The sequence below is a fragment of the Cellulomonas wangsupingiae genome, assembly GCF_024508275.1.
GTDB classification, from domain to species: Bacteria; Actinomycetota; Actinomycetes; order Actinomycetales; family Cellulomonadaceae; genus Cellulomonas; species Cellulomonas wangsupingiae.
The window spans coordinates 3535727-3557368 of record NZ_CP101989.1 but is presented as its reverse complement, the minus strand read 5'-3'; the positions used below and the strand labels follow the sequence as shown (position 1 = coordinate 3557368).

At 74.8% G+C, this 21642-nt stretch carries 17 protein-coding genes; 4 read left to right on the top strand and 13 right to left on the bottom strand.

Going from position 1 to position 21642, the window contains the following annotated elements; translation table 11 throughout:
- Positions 1-6: 6 nt before the first annotated feature.
- Positions 7-1665, bottom strand: a complete 1659-nt coding sequence (locus tag NP075_RS16325) for an NCS1 family nucleobase:cation symporter-1 (RefSeq protein ID WP_227566398.1) — start codon at positions 1663-1665, stop codon at positions 7-9.
- 240 nt (positions 1666-1905) lie between these two features.
- On the opposite strand from NP075_RS16325, the gene NP075_RS16320 reads away from it, so the two are divergent.
- The gene (locus NP075_RS16320; protein ID WP_227566399.1) at positions 1906-2538 is read left to right on the top strand and encodes a helix-turn-helix domain-containing protein; all 633 of its coding nucleotides are present in this window, start codon (positions 1906-1908) and stop codon (positions 2536-2538) included.
- A 143-nt stretch (positions 2539-2681) separates the two neighbouring features.
- Here NP075_RS16320 and NP075_RS16315 read toward each other — a convergent pair whose 3' ends face one another.
- The 12 genes from NP075_RS16315 to NP075_RS16260 form a co-directional block, all read right to left on the bottom strand.
- On the bottom strand, positions 2682-3164 hold the full coding sequence (locus NP075_RS16315) for a PPOX class F420-dependent oxidoreductase (protein WP_227566407.1): 483 nt from the start codon (positions 3162-3164) through the stop codon (positions 2682-2684).
- 422 nt (positions 3165-3586) lie between these two features.
- Positions 3587-4468 (bottom strand): FHA domain-containing protein, encoded by an 882-nt coding sequence (locus tag NP075_RS16310; protein WP_227566408.1) that lies wholly within the window; start codon positions 4466-4468, stop codon positions 3587-3589.
- On the bottom strand, positions 4465-5742 hold the full coding sequence (locus NP075_RS16305; RefSeq protein ID WP_227566409.1) for a VWA domain-containing protein: 1278 nt from the start codon (positions 5740-5742) through the stop codon (positions 4465-4467). Before NP075_RS16305 ends, NP075_RS16310 begins: the two co-directional genes overlap by 4 nt.
- 53 nt (positions 5743-5795) lie before the next feature.
- On the bottom strand, positions 5796-7040 hold the full coding sequence (locus NP075_RS16300) for a PP2C family protein-serine/threonine phosphatase (protein WP_227566410.1): 1245 nt from the start codon (positions 7038-7040) through the stop codon (positions 5796-5798).
- Positions 7025-9376, bottom strand: coding sequence for a serine/threonine-protein kinase (locus NP075_RS16295; RefSeq protein ID WP_227566411.1), 2352 nt, complete (start codon positions 9374-9376; stop codon positions 7025-7027). The genes NP075_RS16300 and NP075_RS16295 overlap by 16 nt, the downstream gene beginning before the upstream one ends.
- On the bottom strand, positions 9373-10506 hold the full coding sequence (locus NP075_RS16290) for a hypothetical protein (protein ID WP_256791246.1): 1134 nt from the start codon (positions 10504-10506) through the stop codon (positions 9373-9375). Before NP075_RS16290 ends, NP075_RS16295 begins: the two co-directional genes overlap by 4 nt.
- The gene (locus tag NP075_RS16285) at positions 10503-11495 is read right to left on the bottom strand and encodes a glutamate ABC transporter substrate-binding protein (RefSeq protein WP_256791244.1); all 993 of its coding nucleotides are present in this window, start codon (positions 11493-11495) and stop codon (positions 10503-10505) included. Before NP075_RS16285 ends, NP075_RS16290 begins: the two co-directional genes overlap by 4 nt.
- Entirely contained in the window at positions 11492-12784 is a 1293-nt protein-coding gene (locus NP075_RS16280; protein ID WP_227566414.1) for a hypothetical protein, read from the bottom strand. The genes NP075_RS16285 and NP075_RS16280 overlap by 4 nt, the downstream gene beginning before the upstream one ends.
- Positions 12781-14241, bottom strand: a complete 1461-nt coding sequence (locus NP075_RS16275; RefSeq protein WP_227566415.1) for an AAA family ATPase — start codon at positions 14239-14241, stop codon at positions 12781-12783. The genes NP075_RS16280 and NP075_RS16275 overlap by 4 nt, the downstream gene beginning before the upstream one ends.
- Positions 14238-14753, bottom strand: a complete 516-nt coding sequence (locus NP075_RS16270; protein ID WP_227566416.1) for a hypothetical protein — start codon at positions 14751-14753, stop codon at positions 14238-14240. Before NP075_RS16270 ends, NP075_RS16275 begins: the two co-directional genes overlap by 4 nt.
- A 40-nt stretch (positions 14754-14793) precedes the next feature.
- Positions 14794-16011, bottom strand: coding sequence for a toxic anion resistance protein (locus NP075_RS16265; RefSeq protein WP_227566417.1), 1218 nt, complete (start codon positions 16009-16011; stop codon positions 14794-14796).
- Positions 16012-16159: 148 nt separating this feature from the next.
- Positions 16160-18793, bottom strand: a complete 2634-nt coding sequence (locus tag NP075_RS16260; RefSeq protein ID WP_227566418.1) for a LuxR C-terminal-related transcriptional regulator — start codon at positions 18791-18793, stop codon at positions 16160-16162.
- A 301-nt stretch (positions 18794-19094) separates the two neighbouring features.
- Between NP075_RS16260 and NP075_RS16255 the strand changes: the two genes are divergently transcribed.
- Genes NP075_RS16255 through NP075_RS16245 form a run of 3 tightly spaced genes read left to right on the top strand, consistent with a single transcriptional unit; the run spans position 19095 to position 21641 of the window.
- A complete protein-coding gene (locus tag NP075_RS16255) occupies positions 19095-20663 on the top strand; it encodes a phage tail sheath family protein (protein ID WP_227566419.1) in 1569 nt (522 codons plus the stop codon).
- A 43-nt stretch (positions 20664-20706) separates the two neighbouring features.
- Positions 20707-21186, top strand: coding sequence for a phage tail protein (locus NP075_RS16250; RefSeq protein ID WP_227566420.1), 480 nt, complete (start codon positions 20707-20709; stop codon positions 21184-21186).
- Entirely contained in the window at positions 21183-21641 is a 459-nt protein-coding gene (locus tag NP075_RS16245) for a hypothetical protein (RefSeq protein ID WP_227566421.1), read from the top strand. Before NP075_RS16250 ends, NP075_RS16245 begins: the two co-directional genes overlap by 4 nt.
- Position 21642 lies beyond the last annotated feature (1 nt).

Below are 21642 nucleotides of genomic sequence, written 5' to 3'. Positions count from 1 at the left end.
CGGACCTCAGGAGCCCGTGGGCTCGGCGTGGTGGCTGACGACCGCCGGGGTGTCCTGCGTGCCGTCGGAGACGTGCGCCTCGGACCCGTCGAGCACCGGGATCTGCGGGTTGCGGCGTTCGAGCCACACGAACATCGCGAACCCGACGCCGCAGCCGATGAACCAGGAGTACGACGCGATCCACTGGACGTCGAGCAGGCCGAGCGCCGCCAGCGGCTTGGGCAGCACGGCCGCCGCGACCGCCACGAGCCCCGCCCCCACGACCGTCGCGACCGCGTTGCGGTTGTAGCCTCGGGTGTACCAGTACCGGCCGGTGGGGGCCATGGTGAACATGTCGTCGACGTGGACGCGCTGCTTGCCGATGACGTAGTACCCGGCGATGAGGATGCCGAAGAGCGGGCCGATGAGGGCGCCGAGCACCCCGAGCGTGTAGTGGATCGCGTCGTCGTTGGCGTACCAGTTCCAGGGCGTGAGGAGCACGGAGCCGACCGCCGCGATCATGCCGCCGGTGCGCCACGAGATGCGCTGGGGGGAGACGTTCGAGAAGTCGAACGCGGGGGAGATGAAGTTGGCGACGATGTTGATGCCGACGGTCGCGGTGACGAACGTCAGACCGCCCAGCAGGATGGCGAACGGTGTGTCGATGGCCTCGACGGTCTTGATGGGGTCGGTCATCAGCTCGCCGAACACGGGCACGGTGGCCGACGCGCACACCACGGTCAGCAGCGAGAAGAACAGGAAGTTGACCGGCAGGCCGAGGAAGTTGCCCTTCTTGACGGCGGCGAACGAGTGCCCGTAGCGCGAGAAGTCGCCGAAGTTCAGCATGGGGCCGGCGAAGTACGAGACCACGAGCGCGATGGCCGAGAGCATGACGGGGATCGACGCCGCGAACGTCATCGGCGGCCCGGACGACAGGCTGAGGGAGATGTTGCTCCAACCGGCCTCGGAGACCAGGTAGACGGCCAGGACGATCATGACGACGTACACCGCGGGGCCGGCCCAGTCGATGAACCGGCGGATCGTCTCCATGCCGTTCCAGAACACCGCGGCCTGCGCGACCCACAGGATCGCGTACGAGATCCAGCCGAGCGCGGACAGACCCAGGAACGAGGGCTCGAGCAGCGCGGCGGAGCCGGGCAGGAACTTGAGGAAGATGATGTTGAGCGCCTCGGACGCGAGGAACGTCTGGACGCCGTACCAGGCCACGGCGATCAGGCCGCGGATGACGGCGGGGATGTTGGCGCCGAGCACCCCGAAGATCGCGCGGTTGATGACCGGGTACGGCACGCCCGTCTTCTGGCTGGGCTTGGCGACGAGGTTGCAGAACACCTGCACGATGACGATGCCGACGACGAGGGCGACGAGCACCTGCCAGGACGCGATGCCGAGCGCGAACAGCGAGCCGGCGGTGACGTAGCCGCCGACGCTGTGCACGTCGGACATCCAGAACGCGAAGATGTTGTACGACGACCAGGTCTGCTTCTTCAGCGGCGCCAGGTCCTCGTTGGTCAGCCGCGGGTCGTACGTCGCCTTGATCTCGCCCGCGCCCACGGGCATGCCCGCGGCCTGGACGAGGTCGTGCGGGGACGCGGCGGCCAGGGCGGCCGCGGGTGGCGGCGGTGCGTCGGTCGGGGTGACGGCGGGGGTGTCGTGCGGAGCGGTCATGGCGGTCCTCGCACTCGGGACTCGGGAGGGGTGCGTCGAGCGGGCACCGGGGTGCCGAAGGTCGTGGTCCGACCGGGCGTCCACCCTGGCCAGGGGTGGGGGAGTCACGTACCGTGAGCGGACCTGTGAAGCAGGCGCTGCAGGACCGCTCTGATCCGTGAATCTATGGCTTCACAACCCAGGGCAGGTTTCTGCGACGTGAACTTCCTGCTTCACGCAGGTACCGACGGAGAGGACGGCGTGAGCACCGCACCGGACACAGGCAGCCTCCTGGCGTCCTTCGACGCCGAGCAGCTCGGTGCGCGGCTGCGCGAGCTGCGCGAGGACCGCGGCCTGACGCTGCGCGAGGTCGGGAGCAGGCTCGGCATCTCCGCCAGCGCGGTCTCGCAGATCGAGCGCGGCGTCCTGCGCCCCTCGGTCAACCGGCTCTTCGAGCTCGTGACGGCCGTCGACGCGACCCTCGTCGACGTGTTCGGCGGGACGTCCGGCACGCCCGACGTCGAGCTGTCGGGCGTGCCCGACGGGTACGTCGTGCGCCGCGCGGTGGAGGTCGAGTCCGTCACCCTCGAGGGGGGCGTCGTGTACCGGCGGCTGTCGCCCGGGGTCTCGCACGACGTCGACTTCTTCGAGTCCACCTACCCGCCGCACACCGTCGCGGGCCGCCAGCACGAGCTCGTGACCCACGTCGGGTACGAGATCGGGACGGTCGTGCGCGGCGAGCTGACGATCGACTTCGCCGACGAGCGCGTCATGCTGCGCGCCGGCGACACCATCTCCTACGCGTGCACCACGCCGCACCGGCTGAGCAACCGGTCCGACGACGTCACGGTCGCCACCTGGCTGATCGTGCACCCCGGCGCCGGCGTCCGCTGAGGGTCTCGGCCACCGATCCCACCAGGTGGGACGTGCGGCTCGCGAGACCGGGCCTGGCGTCGCTCTGGGCGGCGATCAGCGCACCAGGCCCGGTCTCGCGGGGACCTCGTCCCACGATGCGGGACGCCTGGTGCGTCGATGCCTCAGGTCGCGGCGTCGAGGCGTGCGGCGACGTCGGCCGGGAAGCCGCCCGTCGCGAGCGGGCCCCAGCGCTCCGGCGTCACGCGGATCAGGCTCTTGCCCTGCAGGCGCATCGCCGCGCGGTACTCGGCCCAGTCGGGGTGCTCGCCGGCGATGCAGCGGTAGTAGTCGACGAGCGCGTCCTCGGCCTGCGGCATGTGCAGCACCTCGGCGCGGCCGTCGACCTGCACCCAGGGGCCGTCCCACTCGTCGGAGAGCACGCAGACGCTCACGTCGGGGTCGCGCTCGGCGTTGCGGACCTTCGCCCGGTCGGGGTACGTCGAGATGACGATGCGTCCGGCGTCGTCCACGCCGCCGCTCACCGGGGAGACCTGCGGGCGCCCGTCCGCGCGCGTGGTCACCAGCAGCAGGTGGTGCCGCGGGCGCACGAACTCCAGGAGCCCGGCCAGGTCGACGGTGGTGGTCGTCGCGATGCTGCGTGCCATGGGGCCGACCCTACGACGCCCCGGCCGCCGAGCGCGGTAGACGACCACCGAGCGCGGTACTCGTTTTCCCCGCGCTCGACGGTCGTGTGCCGCGCTCGGCGGGTGGTGTCCACAGGGGGTGGGCATCGGCCCTGCGGGGTGTCCGGAATCGGTAGGTTCGGCGCATGCGTCGACAGGGTGCTGGGGTCGGGCGGGTGCGGTGAGGTGACGCGCCTGCCGGTGCCACGCCGCGGGCACGAGCAGGGGCGCGCCCGCACCCGCGCCGGCTCCCCGGTGCGTCGCGCGGGACATCACAGAGGAAGCGGCTGGATCGACCTGTCGGGGGGGTACTGGATCGACCTGTCGCGGGCGTGACTGGATTGACATGTCGGCGAGAGGGCGGTGCGACTGGATTGAGCTGTCGGCGAGGGGTGGGCGGGTGGTCAGACCTCGCCCGGGAGGGCTCGGCGGACGACGAGGCGGGTCCAGGAGCCGATGTACAGGCGGTCGCCGTCCTGCAGCTCGTGCCGCTGACCGGGCCGGATCGGGTTCTCCGGCAGCGCCTCGCCGACGCGTGCGACGAACGTGCCGTTGGACGACTGCAGGTCCTCGACCCACCACCGGTGGCCGTCGGTGTTGAGCTGGCAGTGCCGGCGGGACACGCCGCTGTCGGCACCCGCGTCGACCTGCGGGCGGATGTTGCGCGACGCCGACGGGCGGCCGACGAGCACGCTGCGCTCCCGCAGCGGCACCAGCACGGGCAGGCCCACGGACGGCATGGGGTCCTCGGCCTGCTGCGCGGCGTACCAGTCCGGGTCGATCCACAGCTCGGCGACCCACGCGTCGTCGCCGGCGAGCGGCGGGGCGAGCGGGGCCGAGGGGTCGGTGGTCGTCGGCGACGCCCCGGTGGCCGGAGACGTCACGGAGGACGGCGGCGCCGCCCCGGTTCCCGGCGGTGACGCGACGGCCGGGGGCGGCTCCAGCGGGTCGGGCGCCGGGGTGGCACCCGTGCCGGACGGGACCGCGGTCGTCGGGGCGCCGGCGGTGGCCGCACCCGCGGGCGCCGGAGCCGTCGCCCCCAGGTCGAGCGACGAGGTCGCGGGGACGTGCGGCGCGGCGCCGGTCGTGAAGTCGTAGCCGCAGTTCTCGCAGAACAGGGCCCCGGTCGCGGCGGGGGAGCCGCAGTGCGGGCACGTGGCAGGCGTCGGCGCCGCGGCGGACGGGGTGGGCGAAGCGACCGCGGACGGCGTGCCGATCGGCGCTCCGCACACGTCGCAGTAGTCGGTCGACGCGCTCGTGTGCCCCTCGGGGCAGGTGACGCTCATCGCCGCACCCGCGACGTCTTCGTCGAGGCCGTGTCCAGGGCCATCTCGTCCAGGCGGGACGCGCCGCGCTTCAGTCGCACCGTGCCGTGCTCCTCGTCCTCGATCTCCACCACGCGACGCAGCTTCGACGTCGCCTCCTCGTTGCCGGTCTCGGCGGCGAGCTGCACCGCCCGGCCCAGCTTGACGGTGGCCGTCGCCTCGTCGCCGGCGGCCTTGGCCGCCAGGCCCTCCTGGATGACGGACGCGAGCTCCGCCTGGCCCGTGTAGTGCGCGACCTCGGGGCTGATGCGCGCCGTCAGGGACGCGTCGTCGGACCAGGCGGCCTTGACCAGCCCGGACGCGACGACCTCGTCGCCGACGGCGACCTGCACGCGCGCGGCGAGCTGCTCGGACCCCAGCGGCTTGGACGGCACCCGCACGGCCACGTGGTAGTCGCGGGACTCGTCCGCCCAGGCGCCCGTCGGGTACCCGCCGATCAGCGGCGTCACCGCGGTGCGCCGCGCCGTGAGGTCCTCGACGGTCGGCGCGACCTGCCGGACGAACAGGACCTGCCCGCCCTGCGGCGTCCACACCCGCAGCTGCGCGTCCGAGACGCCGCGGGACAGCGAGGCCGCGAGCAGCGCCCGGAAGTCGTCGGCGATGCCCGCCGGGTCGGCGATCAGCTCGACGCTGCCGAGCAGCGCCGTCGCGATCTCGCGCAGCTCGTCGACCTGCCACCGCTCCCCGACGCCGCGCGCGTCGCACTGGAACCGGCCGGTGACGTCGCGGATCGCCGACGTGAGCTGCTCGCGCGGCTCCGACTCGTTCTTGCCGTCGGTCAGCAGGATCGCGTGCCGCTGCGTCACGGCCGGCTGGGTCGCGAAGATCTTGTCGGCCAGGCGCAGCCACGTGCTCATCGCCGTGCCGCCCTGCGCGCCCAGGCGCGACACCGCGCGCTTGGCCTCCGCGCGCGCGGCGGGCTCCATCTGCACGATGGCGACCGGCGCGTTCGGGTACGGGAAGACGCGCTGCGCGACGTGGCTGCCGCTGACGATCGCGAACCACGTGCCGTCGGGGATGTGGTCGAGCGCGACCTGCGCCGCGTGCTTCGCGGCCGCGAGCATGGGCCCCGTCATCGAGCCCGACGTGTCGACCATGATGATCTCCGCGACGCCGCCGGCGGCGGTCGCCGCACCTCCGACGCCCTGCGCGGTGACCGTGACGATGGCGTGGACGTCGGTCCCGCCGTCGGGCAGGAACTCGTTCTGGAAGACGTCGGCACGGAACGTGGCCACGCTGGCTCCTCGTCGGGGTCGGTGCGGTGGTGCGACGGACGGATCGGTGACGGTCAGGGTGCGGGTGCGACAGGCTGTTCCCGGAGGTTACCGGGAGGTCGTCGCCGTGCCGTGGGTGCGGTGCCGGCGTCAGCCTCGTGCGCGTCGGCGTCACCGGCCGTGGGCCCGGTGACCCGTGCGAGCGCGGCCGTCACGTTGTCGTGCCCGCCGCGGGCGTTGGCCCAGGCGACCAGGTCGCGCGACAGGGCCAGGGGGTCCGTGCCGACGCGCCGCACGGCCTCGCGCAGCAGGTCGGCGACGACCTCCGGGGCCGAGGCGTAGTTCCACAGGCCGTCGGAGCACGCGAGCACCCAGCCGGGCCCGGACGGGCGGGTCGCGACGGTGCGGGCCGTCGTCTCGCCGGCGTCGGCGCCGAGCCACCGGGTGATGGCGTGCGCGTCGGGGGAGCGCTCGGCCGCGGCGCGGGACATGCCGCCGGCCATGAGCTCGGCGGCCACCGAGTCGTCCTCGGTGAGCTGCTCGGGCGTGCCCGCGTCGGGCAGCCAGTAGACGCGGGAGTCGCCCAGCCAGCCCGCGACCAGCAGCGTCGGGCCGGCGACCGCGGCGGCGAACGTGCACGACGGCGGGTCCTGCCGGGCTGTCGCGTCGTCGACGGCGGCGTGCGCGGCGGCGTCGGCACGGTGCCCGGACGCGACCAGGAGCCGCGACCACCCGGCGGCGTCGTCCGCGCCGACGTCGGCGGCGCCGGCCACCAGGACGTCGCGCGCCGTGGTGGCCGCCGCCTGGCTGGCGACGTCGGAGTCGGGTGCGGAGGACACGCCGTCGCACACGACGAGCACGCTGACGTCGCCGACGACGCCCAGGGCGAGTGCGTCCTCGTTGCGGCGGCGCCGCACGCCCACGTCGCTGACGCCGGCGACGTGAGGCGCCGGCTGCTCCTCGCGGTGGTCGCGCTCGACGGGTGCACGGGCGCCGCACTGCGTGCAGTAGCCGTCGGTCGCGACCTCCCCGCCGCAGGCCGGGCACGCGTCCGGGTGCGGGACGGGCCCGGTCCCGGGTGCGTCTGCCGTCGACGGTCCGACGGCCGGCTCCGCCGCCACCTCCGCCGCCACGACCTCCGGCGCCACCTCCGCCGCGGTCGGCGTCACCTCGGCCGCCGGCGCCGCCGCCGCGAGCGGCGCACCGCACGACTCGCAGAACCGCGCACCGTCACCGGCGCGCTCACCGCACGCGGCGCACACCGTCCCCCCGGCAGCCGGGGCCGCGGCCCCGGGGGCCTCGTTCACCACGTCGTCCACCTGCGCACCTCGTTGGCGCGGTCGACGAGCGCGACGCGCGTCGCACGGTCCTCGGTGAGGGCCGCCTGGTCGCGGTACGCGGCCTCCAGCGCGTCGGTCACACCGGCGCGGGTCGCCGGAGCGCCGTCGAGGGTCACGCCGGGCGCCGTACCGCCCGCGTCCACCGTCGCGAGCGCGGTGCTCAGCACGTCGACCCGCAGGGCCGCGTGCTCGGCCGGTGCGAGCGACACCGTGCGCACCGAGTCGAGCGCGGCGGCCAGCGAGGGCAGGTCGCTGCGTGACCGGGCGAGGATCCGGGCCCGCATGAGGCGCGCCTGCGGGTAGGAGCTGCGCGTCGGCGTCACCAGGTCGAGCGCCGCGAGGGCGTCGTCGAGGTGCAGGGACGCCAGGCGCAGGCGCGCGAGGCCGAACGCGGCAGGGGCCGTGTAGTTGGCGTCGGCGTAGGCGCACGTCGCGTAGAGCTGCTCCGCGATCCCCGGCTCGCCGGACAGCTCGCAGGCCACCGCGAGCGCCAGCTTGGGCGCGAGCTCGCCCGGGACCTGCCCGTAGACGGCGTTGAACGACGCGCGCGCCCCCACGGGGTCCCCGGTCGCGAGCTGCGCGAGGCCCTGCGTCCACACCGCGCGCCACTCCCACGGGTCGTCGGCGAGGATCGCCTCGACCGCGGCCGTCACGACGTCGGGACGTCCCGCCTCGATCGCGCTGGTCGCGCGCAGCAGACGGACCTCGACGGTGTCGTCCGGTGCGTCCGCGAGGGCCGCGAGCCGCTGCTCCGGGTCCGTCACGTTGACGCCGGACAGCCACCCGGCAGCGGGGTCGTCCGGGTCGACCTTGAGCGCCGGCAGCTCGTCCCACGCCAGCGGCCGGTCGACGTGGTCGGTCACGGGCGGCTCGAACAGCACGGACGCGGCGCTGGTCAGCGGGGGGTCGCCCGCGCCGCGGTCGGCGGCGACGACCTCGCGCAGGACCCCGAGCACCTGGGCGCGCATCTCGTCGACGGACCCGAACCGGTCCGACGGGTCGGGTGCGCACGCCTTGGCGAGCAGCCGGTAGAACGAGTCGTACCGCGCGAACACGGGGGTCTCGTCGACCGGGGGCAGCGCCGCGACGTACGTCGTGGTGTTGCCGCGGAAGTCCAGGACGAGCGTGGCCAGGGTGCGGCCGATCGTGTAGACGTCCGACGCGACGGACGGGCCGTCGACCGGCACCTCCGGCGCCTGGTACCCGACCGTGCCGTAGATCGCGGACTGGTCGTCGTCGATGCGCCGGACGCCGCCCATGTCGATGAGCTTGAGGGCGTCGCCGGCCTGGATGACGTTGTCGGGCTTGAAGTCGCAGTACAGCAGGCCCACGTCGTGCAGGTACGCGAACGCGGGCAGCACCTCGAGGACGAACGCGAGGGCCTGGTCGACGGGCAGCGGGTCGACGTGCCCGGAGGCCTCGCGGCGGTCGGTCAGCAGCTCCTTCAGCGACCGCCCGCCGACGAACTCCATGACGGTGTACCCGTCGCCGTCGTGCTGCACGAAGTTGTAGATCTCGACGATCAGCGGGTGCTCGACACGCGCGAGGAACTGCCGCTCGGAGATCGCCGCGGCGACCGCGTCCGGGTCGCCGCTGTTCAGCAGGCCCTTGAGGACGACCCACCGGCCGGACACGTTGCGGTCGCGGGCCAGGTAGATCCAGCCCATGCCGCCGTGCGCGAGGCACCCGGCGACCTCGTACTGCCCGCCTACGAGCGTGCCGGGCGTCAGGCGCGGGTCGAAGTCGAACCGGGCGCCGCACGACGGGCAGAAGCCCTGGGTGCGCGCCGGGACGCCGTCGCGGCCCCGCCCGACGGGCTCGCCGCACGCGGCGCAGAACCGCTTGCGCTCCGGGACCTGCGGGTCCGTCATGACGGCCTGCAGCGGGTCGTCCACCGGGGCGGGCGGGACCGTCGTCAGGCCGGCGCCGAGGCGTGCGCGCCGCAGGCGCGTCGAGGACGTGCCCAGGCGCCGCGTCGCGCGCGAGCCGGTCGCGGCCGTGCGTGCCGAGCCGAGTGCCGCCGACGCGAGCCGCGTCGAGCTGGTGCGGCCGGTGCGGGTGGAGCGCTCCGCCTCGGGGTCGGCGCCCGCGCGCCCGGGTGCGGGGACACCGGGCGCGATGCCGGTGCCGAGCATCGCGGACGGGGTGCGTGCACCCGTTGCGCCGCCGGGCGCCGGGCCGGTGGCCGGCGGCGTCGCCGTCCCCGTGGTCGTCGACGTGGCGCCGGCGGGTGCGGGCGACCCGCACACGTCGCACCAGCCGTCCTCGTACGTCCCCGTGCAGCCGGGCTCGCGGCAGGCGGTCGCGGTGGTCATCGGGCTCCTCCCGGTCCGCCCGGCAGAGGCCGGGCGAGGTGCTCGTACTGCTCGACGAGGGCGCGTGCGAGGCCCACGTCGCAGGGCGTGGTCCCGACGGCGTCCCGTGCCTCGTCGTGCGCCGCGCGCACGGTGGGCGACGCGTCGCGGCCGTTGGACGACGCGAGGCTCGCCGCGCGTCCCAGGCGGTAGCGCAGCTCGGCGCGCTCCCGCAGCGGCGCGCTGTACGCGTCCTGCGCGGCGTCGAGGGCGCGGCGGACCGCGTCGAGCCGGGCGACGAACGCGTCGAGGGCGTCGCGGTCCAACGGGACCGGGCCGAGGCGCGACACGTCGGGCACCGCGAGGCGCGGCGGGTGGGCCACCTCGCGGCGGCAGCGCTCGGCCAGGGCGTGCAGCGCCGGCTCGCGGGCCTCGAGGGCGGCGGCCGTGGCCTGGGCGTCGACGCGGGCCCGCGCGGCCGACCGGCGCTGGGACACCGCCACCATGAGGTCGCGCTCGGCGTGCGCGGTCCGCGTCTCCAGCTCCGTCAGCGGTCCCGAGACGTCGCCACCGCGGGCCGCCTGCGCCGACAGGCGCTGCTCGCGGTCCCGCAGCGCCGTGAGCCGCTCGTGGGCGGCGGTGTCGGAGCCGGCGAGGTCCTCGGCACGGACGAGCGCCGCGCGCACCCCGCGCAGCCGGGCGACGACGTCGGCGGTGTCCGGGTCGAACGCGAGGCGTGTGCGCAGCGCCGAGACCATCGCGTCGCACAGCGTCAGCGCCTCGGGCAGCGAGACCGGCGAGGCGCCGGCGCGCGTGTCGACCCGCCCCCACACGAGCTGCGACATGCGTTCCCGCTCGACCTCGGTCACGCGCCCGTCGTCCCACACCGCCAGCAGCTCGTCGGCGCGGGTGCGCACCGACTGCCACACGGACAGGGCGAGCACCACGTCCGGCGTGTACCGCTCGGAGTCGGCGGTCGCCTGCGCGGCGGTGTCGAGCGCGTCCAGCCGGGACCGCCGGTCGTCGAGCCACGTCAGGAGGCCGTCGAGGTACGTCATGAGGTCGCGCGCGCCGATGGCCTCGCCCAGCCGCCCGGGGGCGACGGGAGCGACGACGTCGGCGGACGCGGCAGCCATGGCGGTCGGGGTCACGACCGTCCGTACACGGACGACGGCGGTGCGGGCGCCGGGCCCAGGGCCTCGCCCAGCCAGCGGTCGTAGAGCTGCGTCCACGTGCCGTCGGCCTTCATGCCGTCGAGGACGGCGTTGACGAACCGTGCCATGTCGACCTGGTCGGCGGGGATGCCCAGGCCGTACGGCTCGGCGCTGAACGCCTCGCCGACGACGCGCGCGTACGGGTCCTGCGCGACGAACCCGGCCAGGACGGTGTCGTCGCCGGTGATCGCGTCGACGCGCCCCTGCTGGAACAGCGCGAGGCAGGCGGAGTGGGTCCGCGCCCCGACGGCCTCGACGTCGTAGTCGGCGAGCCGCTCGAGCGTCGTCGTGCCCTCGGGTGCGCACACGCGCCGCCCGGCGAGCCCTTCGATGCCCGTCGCCTCGGACTCCGTGCTGACCAGCACCTTCTGCCCGGCCGTGAAGTACTCCGCGGAGAAGGCGATGTCCGCCCAGCGCTCGCAGTTCATGGTGAACGCGCGGGCGACCAGGTCGACCTCGTGGTCCACGAGGACGGGGATGCGGTCGCCGGCCGTGATGACGCGGAACCGGATCGCGTCGGGGTCGCCGAGGATCGCCTGGGCGACCTGCCGCGCGACGTCGATGTCGAAGCCCTCGATCTGCCCCGTGAACGGGTTGCGCGCACCCATGCGCAGGGTGTCCGCGGACACCCCGACGACCAGGTGGCCGCGTGACCGGATGGCCTCCATCGTCGAGCCCGCCGGGATCTGCGTGCCCGTGGTCGGCGCGTACGACGTGATGGCGTCGGCGCACTCCGCCGCGGCCGGGGCGGGCGCGGCGGCGGCCTCGGCCGCCGGGGGGATCACGGCCGTGCCCCCGGGGGCGGGCCGTGCGCAGCCGCCGAGCGCGACGGCCACGAACGCCGCCGTCGCGAGCGCTGCGCGCAGCACCCGGCGCCGGCGCGCGGCGCCGTCCCCGTGCGAGGTGTCCGTCGTGCGTGTGCTCATCGGTACTCCTCCCGTCGTGCGCGCAGCCCCGTCCAGGCGAGCACGGCGCCGCCCGCGCCCAGCGCGGCGAGCAGCCACCCGACCCAGGCGCCGCCTCCCCGCAGCCCGTCGGCGACGTCCGCGCCGCCCGTCTCCACGGCCGCGGCGAGCGTCGTGGACAGGTCGTCGAACAGCGCCGGCGGCGCCCCCGGGTCCTCGCTGGTGACCAGCGCGACCGCACCGTCCCAGTCGCCGGCGTCGTCCAGCGCCCGCACCTGCTCGTGCGCCGCGACCCACGCGTCCAGCCGGTCGACCAGCGACCCGTCGAGGCGCGCGCCGTCGCCCTCGAGCGCGGTGCGCGCGTCCGCGACGCTCGTCACGAACGACTCCTCGTACGCGGCCCCCGACCCGCGGCGGATGAGCGTGAACGCCTCCATCGAGCGGGCGTCGTTCACCAGCGCGAACGCCTGGGACGTCGCGACCGTCGCCGCGTACGCCTCGTCGTGCACGCGGGTCGCGGCCGACGAGGTGCCGCCGAGCGTGATGCCGCCCACGACGCCGATCACCAGCACCGCGACCGTCGCGCCCACGAGCCCGGCGTTCAGCCGTCGGCGCGTGCGGCGGGCGACCCACACCTGCACGCCGACGAGCACGGCGAGCGCGAGGAACGCGGTCCCGATCACCAGGGGAGCGGCGATCCGCACGAGCCGGAGCTCGCCGTCCACCCGGTCCTGCTCGGCGGCCACGAGCTCGTCCAGCGCCGGGACGATGTCCTCGCGGAGCACCGTCGACGCCTCCTCCAGGTACGCCGAGGCGACGGGGAAGCCCTGCCGGTTGTTGGCGCGCGCCTGCTCGACCAGCCCGGTGTACGTCGTGAGGTCCGCCGACACGCCCGCGAGGCCCTCGGCGCCCTCCGGCCCGCTCGCCGCGAGCAGCGTCAGGGCGTGCGCGCCGGCGTCGACCGCGGCGTCGTACCCGGCCCGCAGGTCGGTGGGCTCCAGCCCGCCGACGAGGAACGCGGTGGTCGCCGCCGCGTCCGCCGCGACGAGCTGGTTGCGCGCGTCCTGCAGGCCGACGAGCTGTGCGGCGGCGTCCCGGACGCCGGCCACCGCGGTGCTCTGGTTCGTCGTCGTCCACAGCGCGAGCAGCCCTGCCAGGGCCGTGACCAGCACCGCCACGGCACCCCACAGGCGCAGGCCGCCCGGCGTGGAGCGCCAGCCGCTCGTGGGACGGTCCGGGGCCGCGGCCGACGCGGTGGCGCCGGGCGCGGGGGGTGCGCTCGGTGTCGTGGGCACGACGGTCGTGGTCACGCGGGCTCCTCGGTGGGGCTGGCCGGGGTGGTGACGGCGGGGGGTGCCGGTGCGTCGGGGGCTCCGGGCGCGGGCAGGTCCGGGGCGACGTCCTCGACGTCCGTCGCGAGGTCCTCCGGCAGCAGCGTGCGCAGCTGCTCGACCGTCGGGGCCGCGACGTCCCGCAGCCGCCACGCGTGCCGCAGGACGGCGCGGTCCAGCAGGTTCCGGGCGAGGCGCCCGTTGCCGAAGCCCTCGTGCCGCGGCTGGGCGGCGACGATCTGCTCGACCAGGTCCAGCGCCTCGGGGGACGGCTCGAAGTCGGCCGTGCGCGCCGCGAGCGCGAAGATCTCGCGCAGCTGGGCGTCGGTGTAGTCGTCGAAGGCGATGGTGGTGGCGAACCGGCTCTCGAGGCCCGGGTTGGTGGTGAGGAACCTCGCCATGGGCAGCGGGTAGCCCGCCACGATCACCACGAGCTCGTCGCGGTGGTCCTCCATGTCCTTGACCAGCGTGTTGACGGCCTCGGCGCCGTACTGGTCCTCCGCCAGGGAGTACGCCTCGTCGATGAACAGCACGCCGCCGAGGGCCCTGGCCACCACCTCGGTGGTCTTGGTGGCGGTCTGGCCGAGGTACCCGGCGACGAGCTCGGAGCGGTCCACCTCCACGAGGTGGCCGCTGCTCAGCAGGCCCAGCGCGCGGTACAGGCCGGCGACGAGCCGCGCGACGGTGGTCTTGCCCGTGCCGGGGTTGCCGACGAACACCAGGTGCCGCGTCAGCGACGGGCGCGTCAGGCCGGCGTCGGCGCGCAGCCGCTCGACCCGCAGCACCTGCGCCTGCTGGCGGATCTCGCGCTTGACGCTGTCGAGGCCGACGAGCGCGTCGAGCTCGGCGAGCAGCTCGTCGAACGTCTTCTCGGGGGCGTCGTCCGCGGCCCCGGTCGAGCCGGACCCGACATGACCGGATTGCTCTCTCGCGCCCGGGGGGTGGGGGTCGGGGTCCCCCCTCCCGGTGGTGACGGTGCGATCCAGCACGGGGGAGAGGTGACTGGATTGCTCTCTCGCGGCCGGGGGGGTGGGGGCGGGGGCCAGGGCGGCGGCGGCCCGTTGGACGGCGGCCGTGACCGAGGCGGCGGCCACCACCTGCAGGTCCGGGGTGCCCAGGTCGCACGCGGCGGACGCGACGTGGGCGAGCGCGTCGGCGTAAGCGGCCGCGTGCGGTGAGCGGACGGCGACGAGCGACGTCAGCAGGTCCGTGGGGGCGTGCCGCCAGCGGCGGGCGGACGCGGCCGCGGCGAAGAACGGCGTGAGTTCGGCGTCGGACCGGCCGAGCGCCGCGAGCCACGCCGGGCCCGCACCCGTCACCGACTCGGCGACGGCAGCGGCCAGGCGCTCGCCCTCGTCGCGCACGTCCGCCGGCGGCAGGCCGGCCGCGGTGCCGGCCGCGACGAGCGCGTCGACGGCCCCCGGCAGCGCGCTCACGGCGCACCCGCCCCGGGCACGTCCAGCGACGACTGCCCGAACTTCTCGGCGAGGAACTGCCCGTGCGCGACCAGCGCCTGGGCGTCGGCCCGCGACACCGCGTCGGAGATCTTCTCGAGCGTCATCGCCAGCAGGTCGAGCTGGTCGCACAGCAGCATGAGCGACGTCTTGCCGCGCGACACCACGCGGCGGTCCGCGAAGTCCCGCGGCAGCCGCAGGTACCCCTCGACGGCCTCCGGCAGGTAGCTCGTCGCGGTCGCGACGACCGTGTACGCCTGCCGGTCACCCACGCCGAAGCGGTCCAGCCGCGGCACCATCTCCTCGACCGTCCCGGTGATGCGGTGCACGCGCGCCGTCACCGCCGCGGGCACCCGCCCCTCGATGCTCGTCTCGACGTCGCGCACGGCGGTCGCGATCTGCTCGGCCGTGGGGACCGGGTCCTCCTCGATCGTCACCACGTGCCGCGGGGCGCGCCCGAACAGGCGCGCGACGAGGTCGCCCAGGCCGCTCACCTGCGGTCCACCTCCCCGCCCCCGTCCGCCACCCGGCGCGTCAGCGCAGACCCAGGTCGAGGGACCCGCTCGCGACCTCGGTGCGGTCCGAGCGCGAGACGCGGTCCAGGTAGGCCTTGGCCTTCGACGTCTCCGTCTCCAGGACGCCGACGGTCTGCGCCATCGAGTCCAGCGCCTGCACCTTGAACGTGTCGATGGAGTCCATCGCGGCGAAGATGTCGGAGAACGACTGCTGCAGCTGCGGCAGCCCGATGGTCGCGCTCGCGGCCTGCTGCTGGATCGTCACCGACTGCTCGCGCAGCAGCTTGGACGTCGACGCGATCATGTTCGACGTCGTCGTGTTCAGCGCCGTGATCTGGTCGAGCACGAGCTTCTGGTTGTTCAGCGCCTGCGCCACCAGGACCGCGGTGCGCAGCGCCGAGACCGTCGTCGTCGTCGCCCGGTCGACGCCCTTGATGAGCTCGAGGTTGTTCTTGATGATGATGTCGATCGCCAGGTAGCCCTGGATCGACACCGCGAGCTGCGTCAGCAGGTCCTGGTGCTTCTGGCGGACGTAGAACAGGACGTCCTCGCGCAGCGCGCGCGCCCGCTCGGGGTCGCTCGCCTCGACCTGCGCGATCTTGGCCGACAGCTGGGTGTCCAGCGCGCTCGCGACGTAGATGTACTGGTTGAGCCGGCCCATCGTGTCCCAGAGGTTCTGCTTCTCCAGGTTCAGCGCCGCGTTGTCCTTGCGCAGCTCGTCCTGGCCCCGGTACAGCGCACGGACGATCGCGTCGATCTGCTTCTGCGAGCTCTCGTAGCGGCGGAAGTAGTCGGTGAGGGTGTCGCCGAACGGGAAGATGCCGAGCAGCTTGCGCCCGACCGTCTTCTCCGACGGGTCGAGGTCCTCCACCGTGCGGCGCAGGTCGAGCAGCGACTTCGACACCTGCGAGGTCCCCGAGACGCCGCCCTCGCGCAGCTCGCGGACGGGGACCTGCAGGAGACGGTTCGACGTGTCGGCGGCCGCGCGGACGTCGCTGTCACCCATGAGCCGCACGTCCTCGGCCTTCGCCGCGAACTCCGGCGACCCGGCCTGCGCCGCGTCGAGGCTGCTCAGGTAGGCGCCGACCTTGGCGTCCAGGCCGGGGAGTGCCGCGGGGTCGACGCGCGGGGCCATGGCCGGGGCGTCGTGCGCGGCCACGGGCGCGACGGGCGCGGGCGCCTCGAGGGCGAACGCGCCGCTCGACGCGGGCGGCTGCAGCGGGGTCGGCTCGGTCATCTTCGTCCTCCCGGGAGGCCCTGGTGGCGCGGCTGCCGTCTGACGACGACGGTGCTGGTGACGGTACCGGAACGCCCGGTCGTGATGAGCAGAACGCCCGGGCCGTGGTCGTGGTTCCACCGACCCGGTGGGCGGTGGCGGCCGGCTGTCACCGCAGGACGTTCCCCAGCTCCTCGCGCGAGTGCACGCCGAGCTTGGCGAACACGCGCGACAGGTGCGAGTCGACCGTGCGGGTGGACAGCACGAGGCGCTGGGCGATGGCCCGGCTGGTCATGCCCCCGGCGGCCAGCGACGCGATCTCCTGCTCGCGGGACGTCAGCGACACCGGTGCCTCGAGCGGCGGCAGCCACAGCCCGCGGCGGTTGAGCTCGCGCTCCGCGATGCGGACCAGGTCCGCATCGCCCGCCGCGAGGGCCTCGACGTGCGCGACGAGGGCGGCGCACCGCTCGCCGTCGCACACCCGCCCCAGGTCCCGGACCCGCGCGACGACCGCCGGGTCGAGGGCGCCGCCGGTGCGCCGGGTCGCGTCGACCCACCGGTGCAGCGCCTCGAGCTCGACGCGGGCGGCGCCCCGCGCGTGCGCCCAGCGGGCGGCGGCACGGGCCTCGGCGACGAGCTCGGGGCTGCGCATCCAGCCGAGCGCGTCGAGTCGACGTACCCGCAGGTCGCCCTCCAGGGCACCGCTCGACCCGACCGCGGCGTGCGCAGCCTGGTCGAGCAGGTCGCGCGCCGCCGCGGCGTCACCGCAGGCGGCCGCCGCCACGGCCTCGGCCGTGAGGCTCGACCGCAGGAACCCGCTGAGGTCGGCCGGGCCGGACCGGGCGCGCGCGGTCGACAGCTGCGTGCGCGCCTCGCTCCACGACCCAGCCGCGACGGCCATGAGACCGAGCGCAGTGTGCACGGACGACCACTCCACCGCGAACGGCAGGTCACCGCCCGGGGGGCCCAGCGCGTCGCGCACGGCGTCGACCTCGCCCGACCACAGCAGCGTGAGGAACGTCGAGACCAGCACCTCGCCACTGCCCCAGCGGTGCTCGTCGCCGTGCGCGGACGCGACGGCCCCGAACTGCAGGCACAGCGCGAGCGCGCGCCGCAGCTCGCCGCGCTCGCCCAGGCCGAGGGCCGTCGGTGGGGCGAGCGACACGCGACGGGCCGGGTGCGTGTCGCCGTCGAGGGCGACGAGGGCGGCGTCCAGGGACTCGGCGAACCGGCCGGCGTAGCCCAGCCGCGTCAGCCGCGTGACCTCCACCTCGTCGCGCCAGCGCCGCAGGTGCCCCTCCGGGTCGGCCGCGCGCAGCGGCGCGACCACGTCGTCGAGACGTGCGAGCGCCCGGTCGACGTCGCCCAGGCGCGTGTGGGTGACGTGCGCCGTCATGTCCGCGACGTGCAGCAGCAGGCCGGCGGCCTCGTCGAGCGGGCCCGCGGCCAGCAGCTCGGCGGCGCGGGCCAGGTCACGCTCGGTCTCGGCCAGCTCGCCGAGCATCACGCGCGCGTCCGCGCGCAGCGCGTGCAGCTCCGCCGCCTGCTCCGGCGGGCAGGACGCGAGCGCACCGGTCGCGAGCCGCACGGCCGCGTCGTACTGGTGGATCGCGAACGCCGCGTCGAACGCCTCCCGCAGCCGCGTCGGCGGGACGCTCATCCCCAGGTCGATCGCGAGGGCCACCGAGCGGACCAGCGAGCCGGCCGCGACGCCGCGCAGCACGGGCGTGTCGAGCGCGCGCTGCAGCAGGTCCCGCTGCCGCGAGGCGGGGATCCACGCACGCGCGACGTCCGCGTACGCCGACGTCGTCAGGTCCACGACCCGGGTCGTCCCGCCCGACGGCGTGGGTGCGGTCGTCGTGGTGACGGCGCCGGCGAGCACGAGCTCGTCGACCGCGGCGGCGGGCACGAGGTCGAGCAGCGCGTCGAGCGTGATCGGGCACACCACGGCGCACACCTCGAGCGCCGCGCGGGCCTGCCCGCTCGCGCCCTGCAGGTCGAGCTCGGCCAGGTCCTCCATGCGCGAGCGCGGCTGCGGGCCGCCGCGCCACATCCACGCGCCGTGGCGGCGGGCGAGCGCGCCCGAGGCCAGGGCGTCCTTGACGGTCTCGCGCAGGAGCGTCGCGCTGCCGCTCGACGCCTGCCACAGGTGGTGCGCCGTCTCGGCCGTCACCGGCCCGCCGAGCTCGGCCGTGAGCCAGCGCTCCGCGTCGTCGCGCGTGAGCGGGGCGATGTCGACGCGCTCGACGAGGTCGTCCTTCCACAGCGCGGCCCAGGGCGCGCGGGACGCCCAGCTCAGCCGCAGGGTCGCGACCACCTGGACCGTGCCCTGCCGGACCAGCCAGTCGAGCGCGCGGGCCGAGGCCTCGTCGAGGCGGTGCGCGTCCTCGACGCGCAGCACCAGGCGGCCGTCGCCGCGCAGCCGGTCCAGGCCGGCGGTCAGCGAGCGCAGGGTCGCCGCGAGGTCGCCGAACGCGGCGCCCGCGTCGTCGAGCAGCGGCTCGAGCGCCGCGAGCGGCAGCGCGTCCTGCGTGCCGGTGCCGCTGATGAGCACGACGCGCACGTCGTCCTGCTCGGCGCGCAGCCGCTCGACCGCCCGCGCGACCGCCTGCGTCTTGCCCGTGCCCGCGTCCCCGACGACGAGGACGCTGCGCCCCGCGCCCAGCGAGGACGTGACGTGCTCCACGACGTCCGGGTGCAGGACGTGCACGGGTGCGCGGGACGGGCCCCGGCGGGGGGTGGGGACACCGGCGGAGGTGGACCGTCCGCGGACCGCGCTGGCGCCTGCGTCGGACGTGGTCATAGCGCCTCCGGAGGGATCGTGCCTGGGGTGAAGGTCGCGTGCGCGTGCTGGGGGGGTGAGCGCCGTTGCGGCCGGCGAGGCGGGCAAGTGCGACGAAGGAGTGCCGAAGCCCTTCGTCGGACATGAAGTTCACCCGTTCGAGGGCCGCCCGGACGGGTCCGCGAGCGGCCGCCGCGAACCTCGGTAGCGATTACCGATGTCCGCTGCGCAGGTCGCTGCCTAGCCTCACGACGACCCGCGACGCGCCGGACCGGACCGGCCGGACGACGGCGACCTCACGACCGAGAGAAGGACCCCACCCGTGCCCACCTACACCGCCCCCGGCGTGTACGTCGAGGAGATCCCCTCGTCCCAGAAGGTGCTGTCGTCGGCGCCCACGGCCGTGACGGCCTTCGTGGGCTTCACCGCGTCGGCGCCCTCGGACGACCCCGCCGACCCGCAGGGCCTGGCCCCGCGCCTCGTGACGAGCTGGACCCAGTACGAGGCCCTGTACGGCGGGTTCGCCGACGGCGCGATGCTGCCGCTGTCGGTCTACGGCTACTTCCTCAACGGCGGCACGCAGGCGTACATCGTGCGCGTGGCGCACGCCGAGCCGTCCGGCAAGCCGGCGACGCTCGAGCTGCCCGCCGCCGACCGCGCGCTCGGCCTGCCGATCGCGGTGGAGTCCGTCGAGCCCGACGCGCAGCTGTCGGTCGTCGTGCAGACCGACGACGCCCCGGACGACCTCGAGGGCCCGACGACGTTCACGCTGGTGGTCCTCGACGGCGGTGAGGCCGTCGAGGAGTACCCCGGCCTGAGCCTGGGCGGCCCGCGCGACGCGGCCACCGTGGTCAACAAGACGTCCACGAAGGTGAAGCTCGAGATCCGCCTCGACGAGGCGACCGACCTGTCCAGCCAGCTCGAGCTGCTGCGCCCCGGCACGTACGCGCTGCAGCAGGCCGAGCCGGTCAAGGTCCCCGTCACCGGCCGCAAGTTCGCCGGCTCGGAGGCCGCCCGCACCGGCATCAACGGCCTGGCCATCGCCGAGGACGTCACGATCGTCGTCGTCCCCGACCTGGTCACCGCCGCGACGCGCGAGGACGGCACGCTCGACCTCGGGCTGTGGAAGGCCGTGCAGACGTCGCTCATCGCGCACTGCGAGCAGCACGCCAACCGCATGGCCCTGCTCGACGCGCCCCCCGGGATGACGCCGCAGCAGGTCAAGGAGTGGCGCTCGGAGGTCGCGCAGTACGACTCGGCGTTCGCGACGATGTACTACCCGTGGATCAAGGTGGAGAACCCCCTGGGCTCGGGTGCGTCGGCGGAGATCGTGGTCCCGCCGTCCGGTCACGTCGCCGGCGTGTGGGCCCGCACGGACGAGACGCGCGGCGTGTGGAAGGCCCCGGCCAACGACACGATCCGCGGCGTCCTGGACGTCGAGCGCTCCGTCACGCAGACCGAGCAGGGCTTCCTCAACCCGATCGGCGTCAACGCGATCCGCCCGTTCGGCACCCGCGGCATCCGCATCTGGGGCGCCCGCACGCTCGCGTCGGACACCGACTGGCAGTACGTCAACGTGCGTCGCCTGTTCAACATGGTCGAGTCGACGATCCTCGAGGGCACCCAGTGGGCCGTCTTCGAGCCGAACGACGTGACCCTGTGGGAGGGCGTCAAGCGGACCCTCACCGGGTACCTGCACGGTCTGTGGCAGTCGGGTGCGCTGTTCGGCTCGACGGCCGACCAGGCGTTCTTCGTCCGCTGCGACGAGACCACCAACACGCCCGAGTCGATCGACGCCGGGCGCCTGATCGTCGAGGTCGGCCTCGCCCCGGTCAAGCCCGCGGAGTTCGTCGTCTTCCGCATCAGCCAGAACAAGCAGAGCGCGGCCTGACGGCTGAGCCCGCCCTAGCCCCCGACCACCACAGGAGCACCCCATGGCAAGCAACGGCCTGTTCAGCGCCGACCCGATCATCTCCCAGAACTTCTTCCTCGAGCTCGACGGCAAGGTCGTCAGCGCCCTCGTCTCGGTGTCCGGCCTGGACGTCGAGGTGGGCGTCGGCAAGGTCACCCAGATCGGCAAGGACGGCAAGAAGCAGCAGGTCAAGTTCCTCGGCCAGACCGTCGAGGTCCCGGACCTGCAGCTGAGCCGCGTCGCACCGGCCAACATCGCCAACGACGAGCTGTGGAAGTGGTTCAAGGCGGTCCGCGAGGGCGGCCTGTCCGGCGACCGCGCGAAGAACCGCAAGAACGGCTCGGTCGTGCTCTACGACGCCGGGGCCACGGAGGTCGCGCGGTTCAACTTCTTCAACGGCTGGCCCAGCAAGATCTCGACCGACCAGCTGTCGGTCGACGGGTCGGACGCGATCAAGGAGACGGTGTCGATCGTCATCGAGCGCCTCGAGAGGGTCAAGTGACCCTGCGCACCCGGTACGAGTTCACGCTCCCTCGCGGTTACGTCGACCGCGAGGGGGCGCTGCACCGGCAGGGCGTCATGCGGCTGGCGACGGCCCGCGACGAGCTCGAGCCGCTGCGCGACCCCACGATCAGCGGACCCGACGACCCGCGCCTGACGGTCGTCGTGCTCGCGCGCGTCGTCGAGCGCCTCGGGGCGCTGGAGCTCGTGACGACGCACGAGATCGAGGGCCTGTTCGCCGCCGACCTGGCGTACCTGCAGGACTTCTACGGCGTCATCAACTTCGGCACCCCCGCCGAGGTCGAGGAGTTCCTCGCCGGTCAGGACGACGTCGCACCCGCGGCGCCGGCCCTCGCCGAGGAGCCGACCCCGGCCACCGACGTCCCGGACCCGGGCTTCGTGCCGTCGACGCGACAGCGCTCGGCGATCGAGGAGCTCCCGGCCGAGACCCGGTGAG

Coding starts and splice junctions, on each gene's coding strand:
- NP075_RS16325 (WP_227566398.1), bottom strand. CDS start 1,665: ATGACCGCTCCGCACGACACCCCCGCCGTCACCCCGACCGACGCACCG.
- NP075_RS16295 (WP_227566411.1), bottom strand. CDS start 9,376: ATGACCACCGCGACCGCCTGCCGCGAGCCCGGCTGCACGGGGACGTAC.
- NP075_RS16310 (WP_227566408.1), bottom strand. CDS start 4,468: ATGAGCGTCACCTGCCCCGAGGGGCACACGAGCGCGTCGACCGACTAC.
- NP075_RS16260 (WP_227566418.1), bottom strand. CDS start 18,793: ATGACCACGTCCGACGCAGGCGCCAGCGCGGTCCGCGGACGGTCCACC.
- NP075_RS16285 (WP_256791244.1), bottom strand. CDS start 11,495: ATGAGCACACGCACGACGGACACCTCGCACGGGGACGGCGCCGCGCGC.
- NP075_RS16250 (WP_227566420.1), top strand. CDS start 20,707: ATGGCAAGCAACGGCCTGTTCAGCGCCGACCCGATCATCTCCCAGAAC.
- NP075_RS16265 (WP_227566417.1), bottom strand. CDS start 16,011: ATGACCGAGCCGACCCCGCTGCAGCCGCCCGCGTCGAGCGGCGCGTTC.
- NP075_RS16315 (WP_227566407.1), bottom strand. CDS start 3,164: ATGGCACGCAGCATCGCGACGACCACCACCGTCGACCTGGCCGGGCTC.